14 protein-coding genes are annotated in these 12,823 nt (G+C 71.3%); 7 read left to right on the top strand and 7 right to left on the bottom strand.

Going from position 1 to position 12,823, the window contains the following annotated elements:
- Nucleotides 1-19: 19 nt before the first annotated feature.
- Nucleotides 20-748, bottom strand: coding sequence for a M15 family metallopeptidase (locus tag E1287_RS37840; protein ID WP_131970101.1), 729 nt, complete (start codon nucleotides 746-748; stop codon nucleotides 20-22).
- Nucleotides 749-912: 164 nt separating this feature from the next.
- Here E1287_RS37840 and E1287_RS37835 point away from each other — a divergent pair, with 164 nt between their 5' ends.
- Nucleotides 913-1,341, top strand: a complete 429-nt coding sequence (locus E1287_RS37835) for a hypothetical protein (protein WP_131970100.1) — start codon at nucleotides 913-915, stop codon at nucleotides 1,339-1,341.
- A gap of 50 nt (nucleotides 1,342-1,391) precedes the next feature.
- Here E1287_RS37835 and E1287_RS37830 read toward each other — a convergent pair whose 3' ends face one another.
- Complete coding sequence (locus E1287_RS37830) at nucleotides 1,392-1,853, bottom strand: MarR family transcriptional regulator (RefSeq protein ID WP_131970099.1); 462 nt, start codon at nucleotides 1,851-1,853, stop codon at nucleotides 1,392-1,394.
- A gap of 167 nt (nucleotides 1,854-2,020) precedes the next feature.
- On the opposite strand from E1287_RS37830, the gene E1287_RS37825 reads away from it, so the two are divergent.
- The 3 genes from E1287_RS37825 to E1287_RS37815 all read left to right on the top strand — a co-directional run bounded on the left by E1287_RS37825 (nucleotide 2,021) and on the right by E1287_RS37815 (nucleotide 5,066).
- The gene (locus E1287_RS37825; RefSeq protein WP_131970098.1) at nucleotides 2,021-3,031 is read left to right on the top strand and encodes a pirin family protein; all 1,011 of its coding nucleotides are present in this window, start codon (nucleotides 2,021-2,023) and stop codon (nucleotides 3,029-3,031) included.
- Nucleotides 3,032-3,316: 285 nt separating this feature from the next.
- Complete coding sequence (locus E1287_RS37820; RefSeq protein ID WP_131970097.1) at nucleotides 3,317-4,510, top strand: ATP-binding protein; 1,194 nt, start codon at nucleotides 3,317-3,319, stop codon at nucleotides 4,508-4,510.
- Nucleotides 4,511-4,796: 286 nt separating this feature from the next.
- On the top strand, nucleotides 4,797-5,066 hold the full coding sequence (locus tag E1287_RS37815; RefSeq protein WP_131970096.1) for a hypothetical protein: 270 nt from the start codon (nucleotides 4,797-4,799) through the stop codon (nucleotides 5,064-5,066).
- Here the strand turns inward: E1287_RS37815 and E1287_RS37810 are convergent.
- Both E1287_RS37810 and E1287_RS37805 read right to left on the bottom strand, forming a co-directional pair.
- Nucleotides 5,021-6,004, bottom strand: coding sequence for a MauE/DoxX family redox-associated membrane protein (locus E1287_RS37810; protein ID WP_207934698.1), 984 nt, complete (start codon nucleotides 6,002-6,004; stop codon nucleotides 5,021-5,023). The two genes, E1287_RS37815 and E1287_RS37810, sit on opposite strands and share 46 nt — an antisense overlap.
- Complete coding sequence (locus tag E1287_RS37805) at nucleotides 5,998-7,074, bottom strand: hypothetical protein (protein ID WP_131970095.1); 1,077 nt, start codon at nucleotides 7,072-7,074, stop codon at nucleotides 5,998-6,000. The genes E1287_RS37810 and E1287_RS37805 overlap by 7 nt, the downstream gene beginning before the upstream one ends.
- A 269-nt stretch (nucleotides 7,075-7,343) precedes the next feature.
- Between E1287_RS37805 and E1287_RS37800 the strand changes: the two genes are divergently transcribed.
- Nucleotides 7,344-7,841: a SigE family RNA polymerase sigma factor gene (locus E1287_RS37800; protein ID WP_131970094.1), complete on the top strand. Its 498-nt coding sequence runs from the start codon at nucleotides 7,344-7,346 to the stop codon at nucleotides 7,839-7,841.
- 495 nt (nucleotides 7,842-8,336) lie between these two features.
- Here E1287_RS37800 and E1287_RS37795 read toward each other — a convergent pair whose 3' ends face one another.
- Nucleotides 8,337-8,774: an SRPBCC family protein gene (locus E1287_RS37795; RefSeq protein ID WP_131970093.1), complete on the bottom strand. Its 438-nt coding sequence runs from the start codon at nucleotides 8,772-8,774 to the stop codon at nucleotides 8,337-8,339.
- Complete coding sequence (locus tag E1287_RS37790; RefSeq protein ID WP_131970092.1) at nucleotides 8,771-9,016, bottom strand: hypothetical protein; 246 nt, start codon at nucleotides 9,014-9,016, stop codon at nucleotides 8,771-8,773. Before E1287_RS37790 ends, E1287_RS37795 begins: the two co-directional genes overlap by 4 nt.
- A 270-nt stretch (nucleotides 9,017-9,286) precedes the next feature.
- Here E1287_RS37790 and E1287_RS37785 point away from each other — a divergent pair, with 270 nt between their 5' ends.
- Nucleotides 9,287-10,951: a sigma-70 family RNA polymerase sigma factor gene (locus tag E1287_RS37785; protein ID WP_165969401.1), complete on the top strand. Its 1,665-nt coding sequence runs from the start codon at nucleotides 9,287-9,289 to the stop codon at nucleotides 10,949-10,951.
- 72 nt (nucleotides 10,952-11,023) lie between these two features.
- Here E1287_RS37785 and E1287_RS37780 read toward each other — a convergent pair whose 3' ends face one another.
- Nucleotides 11,024-11,806, bottom strand: a complete 783-nt coding sequence (locus E1287_RS37780; protein ID WP_131970090.1) for a MerR family transcriptional regulator — start codon at nucleotides 11,804-11,806, stop codon at nucleotides 11,024-11,026.
- Nucleotides 11,807-11,897: 91 nt separating this feature from the next.
- Here E1287_RS37780 and E1287_RS37775 point away from each other — a divergent pair.
- A partial coding sequence (locus E1287_RS37775) for an adenylate/guanylate cyclase domain-containing protein (RefSeq protein ID WP_131970089.1) occupies nucleotides 11,898-12,823 on the top strand: 926 nt, incomplete at its 3' end.

The following is a 12,823-nucleotide window of genomic DNA, read 5'->3' as shown; positions in this document are numbered from 1 at the left end:
GCCCCACCCAGCCCCCTGCTCAGCGGCCTGACTTCGAGAAGTGCTGGTAGTCCTTGGCGCCGCTCCATTCGCCGCCCCAGCCCCAGCCGATCGAGTCGAACGCCTTGACGACCTTGTCCCCGGCGTGGATGACGCCGGGGTCGTCGTTCCGGCGGTTCTTGTACTTCTCGCAGTCGGGGTGGGCGATGTGCCCGTCCGCGTAGACGTACGGGTTCTGGCACGGGTTGATGTCGATCGCGAGGCCGTAGGCGTGCTGGGAGAACGAGCTCGACCCGGTCGCCGCGCGGCAGTTGAACGCCGAGGTGTTGTTGGCCTCGATCGACTGGAAATCGCTGCCCTTGTACTTGTCGACCGGCTCCATGCGCTCGATCGGGTAGCGCATGTCGTACAGCTTCTCGAACACCGTGACCAGGTCCTCGGCCTCTTTGGCGTTGACGACGAGCCGCCCGCCCGCGTGCGGCTTGTCGTCCATGCCCCAGTAGGTCATCTCGATCATTCGCAGGCCGGACGGCGGGACGGGGCAGCCCCGGCGCCACGAGTGCGGCAGGTCCCCGGCGGTGACCTTTCCGATCTTCGCCTGGAACCCGGCGGGCGACGCCGGTGCCGTGCCTGTCGCGGTGGGCCGCGCCGTCGGCGGGGACGTCTCGTCCGAGCCGTCGGAGTCGCGGCCACAACCGGCCGCGACGGACGCCGCCGTGAACAGCGCGGCGAGCAAAGCCGCGGCGCGAAGAGGCCCTCTACCTGGCATCTTTCCAGCATGGCACGTTCCGGTGGGCTGCGCGTGCCACCCCGGATTCGCTACCGTGCGTTTGACGGCGCGCCCGCCGGAAAGGGGCCGGGACGGACGGGCCGTGATCCTCATCCGTCCGCCGGGCATGTCGTCCGGCGGTGTCCGGCCCCAGGGGAGCCGGGATGGCGGAACCTCAGGAGAGGGACCTCCCAAGCCTCGAAGACGAGATCTTCGGAGTGGCGCACGACGTGGCGCATGACGTGGAGGTCGACGAGGCGGCGGGCGCGAAGCTGCGACCGGACCGGGCCCAGCTCTTCGCGGAGCGCGCCCGCGCCTTCCTCGGCCGCGACGTCAAGGCGCTGGCGGCGGGGTTCGGCATGTTCCTGCTCATCGACGCCGTGATGATGTACGCGCCGCTGATGACGAGCCGCAGGCCGAGCCTGCTGCCGCAGTTCATCACGCTGCTCGTGCTGGCGTTCGGGCTCGGCGGCCTGCTGGTGTGGAAGGTCGGCGGACGGTGGCGGATGTTCGGCTACGGCATGATGCTCGCCTGGGTGTTCCTGACCTTGGTATCGGTCGGCTTCCTCACCGGCGTCACCGTCCCGCTGTAGGCGCGCCCGCTGTAGGCGCGCCGCGGGGGTCTATAGGTCGCGCCGCGGGGTCAGGTGGTGGGGCCGAGGCGTTTGAGGACGAGGGCGAAGGCGCGTCCGACGGCCTCGAGGTCCTGGGGCTCGATCACGTCGATGAAGTACGTCCGGACGGTCTCGACGTGGTCGCGGGCGGCGCGCTCCAGCGCGGCGAAGCCCTGCTCGGTCAGCTGCGCGTAGACGCCGCGCTTGTCGTTGGGGCAGCTGTCCCGCTTGACCAGGCCCTTCGACTCAAGGCGGGAGCAGGTGTGCGACAGCCGGCTGCGGGACTGGCTGGCGTTCTCGGCGAGCTCCGCCATGCGCAGCTGCCGCTCCGGCGCCTCGGACAGCCGGACGAGGATCTCGTACTCCGACACCGACAGCCCGTGCCGCGACTTCAGATCGCGGTCCATGATCTCGGTGAGCCGGACGCTGCCGTCCACGTATGCCCGCCAATCGCGCTGCTGGGCGGCATCGAGCCAGCGAGGTTCGGTCATACCGGCAAGTATAGATCACAGGTTGAAGGTTCAACTAATGTGCACTATCTTCACGTTAGCAGGAGGCCTCCGGCGTCTGCCCGGGGGAATAGTTGAAGCATCAACTAGGTTGCCGCGGGTGTGCGCCGCCCGACCGCGGACGGGCACCCCAACGATCGGAGGACCCCATGCCCGCCGTGATGGCCGACCCGCTGACCCTGCCCCGCCTGCCGGTCCTGCCGGAGGCCGAGACCGGCTGGCGCCGCGTCGCGAGGACCGTGACCGCGGCGCGCCACCTGGAGGGCGAGGGCTTCCAGGTCAGGCGCCCGTTCCCGGGCGTCGACCTGTCCCTGGCCGACCCGTTCCTGCTCCTCGACCACATGGGCGCCGTCGAGTACGCGCCGGGCGAGGCGAAGGGCACGCCGTGGCATCCGCATCGCGGATTCGAGACCGTGACCTACATCATCGACGGCGCGTTCCAGCACCAGGACACCACTGGCGGCGGCGGCCTCATCGCGGACGGCGCCACCCAGTGGATGACGGCCGCGTCCGGGATCCAGCACATCGAGCAGCCGCCGCCCGAGCTAGTCGCCAAGGGCGGGCTCTTCCACGGCATCCAGCTCTGGGTGAACCTGCCGCGCGCCCAGAAGTGGGTGCCGCCGCGCTACCAGGACATCGAGGCGCGGGACGTGAAGCTGCTGGCCGCCGATGACGGCTCGTCCCTCGTCCGCGTCATCGCCGGGTCGGTCGCCGGATACGACGGCCCCGGCGTCACCTACACGCCGATCAACTACCTGCACGCGACCGTCGCGCCGGGCGCGCGGCTGGCGCTTCCCTGGCCGCGCGAGTTCAACGCGCTGGTGTACGTCCTGTCCGGGCGCGGAACGGCCGGAGTCGAGGAGGCACCGCTGGACGAGGGGCAGCTCGCGCTCTTCGCGGGCTCGCACAACCAGGGCACGGGGGACGGGCTCGTCGTCCGCGCGGCCGACGGCCAGCCCGCGGGCAGTGCGAACGGGTGGGAGATCCTCATCCTCGGCGGCCTGCCGATCAGGGAGCCGATCGCGCGGTACGGGCCGTTCGTGATGAACACCCGCGAGGAGATCGTCCAGGCGTTCGACGACTTCCAGGCCGGACGGATGGGCACCATCCCCGCCGAGAAGGTCCCGCACCAGTCGTCCGCCGACGAACCGCTGGCCTGACCTGCGGCGACGTGGGCCGGGGGCGCCGTCGCTCCGAATCGGTCGCGGGAGTTCCCGGGGCTCGGGTGACGGGGGAGGACGCATGCGCTAGTGTGTTCGAATAGTCGAACAGAGGTTCGACGTTCGTTCGTACACGCTCGCCGGGGAGGCGTCATGGCGGCGACTGTTGCCACCAGGCAGGACGTCCAGGCGCACTGCGGGCGGCGGCGGGAGCACGCGACACGCCGTAGCGGTTTCTACGCAAATCTACGGCCGCAGCTATATCGCCTCATAGAGTCCGAGAGCGTGGACCCCGTGCGCAATCCCTACGCCCCCGGTGCCGGTCAGCGCCCCCCGGAGCTTGCCGGCCGCGACCGTGAGCTCAAGCAGTTCGAGGTGGTGCTCGAACGGGTCGCCCGCGGGCGGCCCGAACGCAGCATGATCGTCACCGGGCTGCGCGGGGTGGGCAAGACCGTGCTGCTCAACGCGTTCCGGTCGATGGCGATCCAGCGGTTGTGGGGGACGGGCAAGATCGAGGCCCGGCCCGACCAGTCGATCCGGCGGCCGGTCGCGTCCGCGCTGCACCGGGCCGTCCGGGAGCTGGCGCCCCGGCACCGCGCCCCCGACCGCATCGAAGACTTTCTCGGCGTGCTCAAGGCGTTCGCGCAGTCGGAGCCCGAGCCGTCCGGCAAGAGCAAGGCACGGGCGCACCGCTGGCAGCCCGGCATCGACGTGCCCGCCACGCGCGGGCGCGCCGACTCCGGCGACCTGGAGATCGACCTCACCGAGCTGTTCGTGGACGCCGCGTCCGTCGCGACCGACGTCGGCGCCGGGATCGCGCTGTTCGTGGACGAGATGCAGGACATCCCCGCCGACGACGTCTCCGCGCTGTGCGCCGCGTGCCACGAGCTGTCGCAGGTCGGCGGCCCGCTGATCGTGGTCGGCGCCGGGCTGCCGCACCTGCCGGCCGTCCTGTCCGCCAGCAAGTCCTACTCCGAGCGGCTGTTCCGCTACGCCCGCATCGACCGGCTCGACCGCGAGTCCGCCGACCACGCCCTGCTGGTCCCCGCCGAGCGGGAGGAGGTCACGTTCACCAAGGACGCGCTCGACGCGCTGTACGGCGCGGCCGACGGCTACCCCTACTTCGTCCAGGCGTACGCCAAGGTCGTCTGGGACGTCGCGCCCGACACCCCGATCACCGCCGACGACATCAAGGTCGCCGCGCCGGAGGCGGAAAGCGAGCTCGCGGTCGGCTTCTTCGGCAGCCGCTACGAGCGCGCCACCCCGGCCGAACGCGACTACATGCGCGCCATGGCCATGCTCGGCGACGACCCGGTGCCCACGTCCTCGGTCGCGGACGAGCTCGGCCGCAAGCCGTCCAGCCTGTCGCCCGCCCGCGACGGGCTCATCAAGAAGGGCCTCATCTACAGCGCCGAACGCGGCATGGTCGCGTTCACCGTCCCGCACTTCGGCCAGTTCCTCCGTTCCCAACCAGCCTGACCCGACCGGACGCTTCGGCTCCATATCCTTCTCTAGCCTTTTCGCTAGAGAAGGATAGAAAGACGCATGGAGTCGTGTCGTCCGGTGAATATTCAGCTTTCTAGCGGCGGCCGTAGAAAGCCGTAGATTCTGCTCGCATGCCCTCTCGTTCTTTCTATGAATATCTAAGGTTTTTCGTAGAAAGCTCTAGAGAAGGGAAGAGCGGGCACGCCGGCGCATGCGCGGGGCCGGCTGGGTAAGACCGTGCGTGCCACGTGTCCGAACCAAGACGGATATTGGGGGAAACATGGGACGCGACGCCCGGTTCCGCGGCCAGGACCTGAACAGCGAGTTCGCCCGCGACGACGAGTCGTCGTCCATGCAGCAGGACCAGGGCGGACGTCCACCCGTCCAGGAGGACGGCTACGTCTACGGCGAGGACGAGTCCCCGACCGACATGGGCGGCGCCATGCGCTACCGCCTCCCCGACGAAGACAGAACCGTCGCCCGTCAAGAAGACGAGTTCGGAACCTACGAAGACGCGCCCCCCGACGACGACACCGAAGGCAGCTGGTAACCCCGCGACCTCCCGGCCATGCCCGCATCTGATACCAAGCCCGGATCCAAGGCCGGGCCCGCGTCCAGGTCCAGGTCCGCGTCCGAAGCCGGGGCCATGCCCGGCGCCAGGGCTGGGGTGGGGGTTGGTGCGACCAGGGCTGATCGGACGGTTCTGTCGCGTTCGGCGGTCGACACGGCGAACACGATCTCGACGTCCTGTTCGTCCACCCGGGCCGGGAAGACCACGAACCGCCAGCAGCCCTCGCGCCACACGTCCAGCGGCACGGCGCTCGCGACGACGTTCTCGTGCTCGATCCACGCGGGGCTGTCGTAGAGCGTCGCGTAGGTCTCCTCGATCGGGCTGCGCCGCCGCTCGCACGGCATCGCCGGACGCACCGTGCAGTGCGGCAGCCCGCGCCGCTCCACCAGCGCCGACAGCTCCGGGGACAGCGCGGCGAACAGCGCCAGCTCCACCGCGAGCACCAGCCCGACCTGCGCCTGGACGTCCAGCAGCACGTCCAGTCCGGCGAGCGGGGCGCCGAGCGACGCGACCGCGGCCCCGGTGAACAGCACCGCCCGCAGCACGCTCCGCCGCTCCACCTTCCTGGCGCTCAGCCCGCCGAAGCACCCGCAACCGGCGTCCGGACGGCGGACCCGCAGCTCGCCCACCACCCAGGTCGCCGCCGCGAACGCCACCGTCGTCGCCAGCCGCACTCCCAGGTGCGACGTCACCAGCAGCGCCAGCCCGAGGACGCCCTCGCCGAGCCCGAGCCCGACCGCCATCCCCCGGCTGCCGCGCAGCGCAGTCAGCCGCGCGAGCCCGGCCGGAACCGGCACACCGTGCACATGGTGGGACGCGTCCGCCGCCGGCTCCCGGACCGTCAGCTTCGCCAGGCACGCCGCAAGCAGCACGGCCGCCAGCAGCAGGACCTGCGAGTTCTGGAACGCGGTCACCATGACGCCGTCCTTTCCGCCATCGTGGACGGCGCGCCCGGACGGACGGCCGCGTTGAAGCAGCCCGTCTCCAGGTCGCCGCCGAGCCCTGCGAACGCGGCGGGCGTCAGCTCCACGATCCGCCCGCGCGGCGACGCGCCACAGTCCACGCAGCGGTCGCAGAAGCGGGCCGCCATGCAGCCGCACTCGACGACCGGCACCGGCGCGGCCCGCCCGCCGCACTCGTTGTGGACGACGACGTCGCTGCCGAGCGACAGGTACGGGAAGGCGACGCAGCCGGACGGGGCGTCCGCGCATCCCCCGGCGTCCCCCTCGGAGTCGACCGCCGGGTAAGCCGCTCCGTCCGCCCCGTCCGCCGCGCCCGCCCCGTTCGTTACCGGGCAAGCCGCCCGGTTCGTCGCCGGGTCGTCCAGGCCCCCGAACCACGTCGCCGTGCCGCGCAGCACCTCGGGCACCGGCGCGGTGACCTCCGGCGCGGCGAGGTCGTCCGCTCGGTAACCCGGCTGCGACGTGCCCGGATGCACCGCCCGCGGCCCGTCCGGAGACCGGACGCAGATCACGTCGATCAGGTATCCGGGCTCCAGCCGCGGATGCCGCACCAGGACCCGTTCGAGGGCGCGCGGCGGGATCACCACGCGGGTGCGTCCACGGTGCGGGCCCATGTCCACGTCCACGGCGTCCCGCCCGCACGCGAGGATCGTGCCGGCGACCCGGCCGATGTCGACCCAGATCCGGTCGGCGATGGAGGCGCCCCGGGACGTCCCGTCCCGGCCGGTCCCATCGGCGACGAGCCCTGCCTCCTTCGGCCTGACGACCACGCTGCGGCCTGGACGGAGCGCGGCGAGGCCCCCGCGCCCGCCGTGCCAGACCGGCGTGGCCTCGCTCATCGCGAAGCGGGCTTCACCCGCGGCCGTGCCCAGCACCAGCAGGTGCGGGCTGGCGTCGAGCACGATCCCGGACGCCGCGTCCAGCGGACGTTCCGCGCGTTCCGGGAGACCGGTGCCCGCGGGCGTTCCGAGGACGGAGGCGCGCAGCCGGCGGCGGCTCGCTCCACGGCTTTGGGCTGGCGGCATCGCGGCGCTCCGGCATCGAATCATCACACTGGGCCACTGGTGTTAGGACAGTGAGTCAAGGGTCACGCGCGGTGACTCGCGCTGTCGACGGATTTGTCGCGATAAGTCAGCCGGTGGAGGACGTTTGATCTACCTGGGATGAAGATTATCCACTGGTTGACCCGGATAAGTAATTTGAGTAGGCCCGAAATTACGATCGGCGTGCGATCGTCGACCATACCGAGAGTTCGCCGTGGCGGCGGCTCCGCAACCCCTGGTCCGGTGATGACGTGAACGGGACGCGGCACGAGGAGTTCCGCGAATACGTGGCGGAACGCGGGAACGTGCTGCTCCGCGCCGCCACCCAACTGACCAGCGACCGCGCCGAGGCCGAGGACCTCCTCCAGGCCGCGCTCGCCAAGACCTACCTCGCCTGGGACCGTATCGAGGACCCCGCCGCCGTCGACGGCTACGTCCGCCGCGCCATGGTCAACACGCAGATCTCCTGGTGGCGGCGCCGGAAACTGGACGTGTACCCGACCGACCAGATCCCCGACCGACCCGTCGACGACCACACGGGCCGCAGCGAGATGCGCGACGCGCTCGGCCGCGCCCTCCGCCGCCTCCCCGAACGGCAGCGCCTTGCCGTCATGCTCCGCTACTACGAGGACATGTCCGAACGCGAGATCGCCGAAGCCCTCGGTGTCAGCGTCGGAACCGTCAAGTCCACGGTCTCCCGCGCCATGGCCAAACTCCGCGACGACGACGCCCTCGACGACCAGCGCTAATCCAGCCGCGATTTCCGCTGGACCCGTCCCGACCTCGCGTCCGAAACCTCGACTGCGACCAGAAGCGACCAAATCGGAGGCGCATCAGCCAGGGTGCTTCGAGCCGGGAAATGCGTTGGCCGGAAGGTGTGCTCGCGGGGCCCGTCGCTGGACAGTCCGTCGAAAGTGCGCTGGCTGCGAGGACTCACCAGAAGCCGCGTCGGCTGCGACGTGTCTCTGGAGGCGCGTCGGCTGCGAGGTGTCCTCGGGGGGCGCGTTGGCGGGACGTGTCTTCGCGGGGTGCGTCGCTGGGCGGTCGGTCGATAGTGCGCTGGCTGCGAGGACTCAGCAGAAGCCGCGTCGGCTGCGACGTGTCCTTCGGGGCGCGTCGGCTGGAAGGTGTCATCGGGGGGCGCGTCGGCTGGGGGTGTGTCGCTGAGCGCGGCTCTGAGGGAGCCATCGGCTGGGTGGCATGCAGTGGCTGAGAGCGCGCGGTGGCTACTCGCATTCCCCCTGCTAGGGGTTTTGGTTCAGGTAGGTGGCGATGGCGTTTTCCCAGGAGTGGAGGTAGGCGGGGTAGGTGGCGGCGAACTCGTCCAGGTCTTGGACGGCTTCGTCAGTGAGGGCGGTTAGGTCGTAGGTGACTGTGGCGGTGCCGTCCTTGGCGATGTCGACGGTTACCGTGCCTGCGCGTTGGCCTGGGGTCACGCGGGCGTAGGAGATGTGGCGGCCGGGGTCGCGGGCTAGCACCACCCAAGTCGTGGTGACCCCGTCGTGGACGGTCTCGAAGACCGTTCCGGGCTCGGTGTCGTCAGCGCCGTCGTCCGCTGGGAAGCGGGGGCGCCATCCGTGCACCCAGCGCTCCTCGCCTCTCGGGGTGAACAGGGCGAAGGCCTCGTCCGGAGCGAGTGGGACGCGGACGTGTCCGGTGAGCCGGCGGCGGGTCGATGTCATGTCCGCTCGGTGAGAGCGTGCGCGTCGGCGGCGGTGAGCGTCAGCCCGTACACGGACTTGAGTTGCTCGATCTTGCCGAGCGTCTCGGGCGAGAACGGCGATTTTCCCTCGAAGGCGTGGAGGGCGAGGCCCTCGACGAGGTCGCCGAGCGAGACGTCCAGGTACTCGGCCAGGGCCTTCAGGACCTTGAGGACGTTGCGCTCGACGCGGAGGCCGGTCTGTACCCGGTCGACTGTTACCATGGTACCAAGATAACACCCAGGAAGCGGTCTGCTGACTCGATTCTGACGCTGAGTCATTGATAGCGTGATCACGGAGAGAAGCGGCATCTCACCCCGCGGTCACCTTAATGGTGATTTCGGTACATCATGTGGTGCGGATGGGGTTCGCGGGTGTATGCAAGGTGGGCTGAATGTCCGGACGATCCCGATGGGTACGGACGCCTCATGCCGGTTCCGGGAGCGTGAATGCCCAGGTTGTCCCCCTCCGTGCACACGGCTGACCGAACACTGGTGAAGGGACTGAACGACCGCGACGAGGCCGCGCTCGCCGCGCTCTATGACGAATACGGTGAGCGCGTTTATGACTACGCCCTGTCAATGTCCGGTGATGAGAAAGTCGCGGCGGACATCGTCCACGACACGTTCATCGACGCCGGGCGCCGCGCGCCGCGGATGCGCGACCACCTGCAGCTGAGCTCCTGGCTGTACGGGGCGGCCCGGCGCCGCTGCATCCGGCGCGGCCGGGCCAAGAACCTCTACTGGGACCGGGACGCCGACTTCTCCGAGATCCCGTTCCTCGACCGCGGCGAGCCGGACGACCCCGTCCCCGACTGGCCGCCCCTGGACGAACTGCACGGTCTCCTGCGCGCCTGCCTCGCCCGGCTGGCGCCCGTCGAGCAGGAGGTCATGCTGCTGGCGTTCCGGCACGGGCTGCGTCCCACCCGGCTGGGCGCGACGCTCGGCATGTCCGCGCGCCGTGCCGCCCTGCGGGTGCGCAGGTCGCGGACGGACCTCGAGGTCGCGCTGCAGAAGGAGATCCACCGCGCCAACCGCGCCTGCGCCGCCGCTTCTGAGGCCGCCTCCGCGGCCTCCGAGGCCGCTTCCGACGCCGCGGCGTCCGGCGATGCTTCCGAATCGGCGGACTCTCCGGAGGAGGCGCGTCCCACGGCGGTCGCCGTCCTCGCGGCCCGTCCCCCGGCCCGCAAGGACGACCCGTCCGACCCGACGGAGGCCGAACCGCCGGAGTCCGCGCAGCCGGAGCCCGAGTCGCCCGGCCCGCAGACGCGGGCGAAGGCGCTGTGGCAGATGCTTCACGGGCGCGCCGAGAGCGTCCCCGACGACCCGGCCACGGACCGGCACGCCGCCGACTGCCCCGCCTGCCGCCGCCGCGGCCGGGTGGCCGCGACCGCGCTGCTCAAGCGGGCGCCCGCGCCGGTGCTTCCCGCGGCGCTGCGCCACCGCGTCATGCACACCGCGACCGACCCCGAGCTCGCCGGCTACCGGGCCGACATCGCCGCGCGGGGCGGCGCGCTCACGCCGTCCGGCCTGCCGAGCCAGCCGGACGTGCCCTCGCCGTTCACGCGCCGGTGGCTGTACACCGGCGGCGGCATGGCGAGCGCGCTGGCCGCCGCGTTCGCCGCCGTGTTCGTCATGGGCCCCGGGATCAGCGGCGACACGCTCAACTGGCCGCCGTTCGACACGCATCCGCAGCCGTCGATCACGCATGAGTCGCCGACGGACTCGCGCCACGGCAGGCCGCCGTCCCAGGGCCCCGGCGGTGGTCCGGGCGGTCCCGGCAACGTGCCCGTCGGCCCGCAGACGGAGGAGAAGACTCCGGAGGTCCCGGCGAGCCCGTCGCCGCCTTCGTCCGACGCGCCGGACCAGCACGGCGTCCTCGTCGTCGCCCCGGCGAAGGTCGAGCTCTACGGTAAGAAGACCGCCCAGGTCAGCCTCGCGGCCAAGAGCGGGCCCGTGTCGTGGACGGCGGTGACGTCGTCCAAGCAGCTCGTCCTGTCCGAGACGCGCGGCGGCATGCCCGAGGACGGCACCGCCCGGCTGACGCTGACGCTGCGCACGGCCATCATCGGGCTGCCCGGCAAGGGCACGCTCACCTTCACCGACTCCTATGGCGCGACGCACACGGTCACGGTCGTCTGGGGCGCCACACTCCTCTGACGCCTGGTCGCCCCGGGCCTCTGTCGGCTGGTCGCCCCGGGCCTCTGATGGCTGGCCGAGCCCTGGGCCGGGCTAGCCGACTCCTGGGTCGGGCTGGTCGGCCGCTGGGTCGAGCTGGTTCCTGACCGATTCGAGGTGCTCGCCGAGCGCCGCCTGGACGCGGGCCTCCATCGCCCGCGCGATGAACGGGTCGACGACCATCTTCACCAGCGGCCGCATCCGGCGCACCACGGCGGCGACCTCGGTGACCTGCTCGCCGTCCGCGGCGGGACGCTCCTCCAGCCGGTCGAACACGTGCTCCCGGACGAGGCCGACGAACCGGTCCGCGATCACGTCGCAGTCGTCGCGGATCTGCGCGGCGATGTCGAGCACCGCGTCGAGCGGGACGCCCGCCGCGACCAGTTCGGCACCGACGTGCAGCAGCCGCGGGCTCGGCACCCGGTACTTGGCGCCGTCCGGTTCGATCAGCCCGATCTCGATCGTCCGGTCGCGCAGGCGGGCGGCCTCGTCCTCGTCCAGCCCGGCGCCGAAGATCGCGACGAGCTCGTCGTAGCCGACCGTGCCGGGGATCTCGTCCGACCACGGGTCGGTGAGCACCTTCTCCAGCCCGAGGACCTCGCCGACGTCCTTGCCGGTCTCCCACGCCGTCAGCAGATCCTTGATGACGGCGAAGGTGTAGCCGCGGCCGAGCAGCTGGCCGATCAGGCGGAGCCGCGCGAGGTGCACGTCGCCGTAGAGGCCGACCCTGCCTTCGAGCCGGGGCGGCGGCAGCAGTCCCCGGTCCTGGTAGGCGCGGATGTTGCGCACGGTGCTCCCGGCCAGCCGCGCCAGGTCGTCGATTCGGTACTCGGCCATGTCCCGTCCGCCGGATTCATCCATCTTGACCGCCGTGATCCTACTCCGGCACCATTGTGACATTGATCAATGGCACATAGGGGCGGGTCACATGGCGGACGACATCGAGGAGACGCTCCTCGGCGGCCCCCTGCGCTACACGCGCAAAGAGGTCGAGGCGCTCGCGGGCGTCTCCGACGACTACGCGCGCCGCATCTGGCAGGCGCTCGGCTTCCCGACCCCGCCCGACGACGAGGTCGCGTTCACCGACGGCGACGTCGCCGCGCTCCGCGAGATCAAGGACCTGCTCGGCAGCGACCTGGTGGACGAGGACATGGTCCTCCAACTCGCCCGCGCCGTCGGCCAGACGATGGGACGGCTCGCAAGCTGGCTCGGGGACGTCTGGCTGCAGCGGCTCGGCGAGCTCCCGTCCGACGAGCCGATCACGCCCGACCTCGTCGCCGCCGCCCTCGCCGCCACCGAGGAGCTCCGTCCGGCGTTCGAGCGCCTCCTGCTGCACGGCTGGCGCCGCCAGCTCACCGCCGCCGGGATGCGCGCCGCCGCGACGACGGCCAGCGCGCAGTCCGACCCCGCCGCCGGTCTCGCGCACCTCGCCGCCGGTTTCGCGGACGTCGTCTCCTTCACCCGGCTGAGCCGCCGCTTGGACGGCGACGCCCTCGCCGCCTTCATCGAGCGCTTCGAGGTCACGACCGCGGAGATCATCGCCGAGCACGGCGGCCGCGTCGTCAAGACCCTCGGGGACGAGGTGCTGTTCGTCGCGTCCGACCCCCGCTCCGCCGCCGAGATCGGCCTCCGCATCGCGGACCGCTTCAACGAAGACCCCGACTTCCCCAAGGTCCGCGTCGGCCTCGCCTACGGGGAAGTGATCCAGCGGCTGGGCGACGTCTTCGGCACCCCGGTCAACCTGGCCGCCCGCCTGACGTCCACCGCCTACCCCGGCACCGTCCTCATAGACACAGCCCTGGTCTCCGCACTGCCGTCCGGCGCTTACGACACCACACCCCTCCGCCCCCGCCC

Origin of the sequence: Actinomadura sp. KC06 (assembly GCF_004348735.1) — a bacterium.
Lineage (GTDB): Bacteria > Actinomycetota > Actinomycetes > Streptosporangiales > Streptosporangiaceae > Spirillospora.
This window is presented reverse-complemented; position numbering and strand designations above follow the sequence as displayed.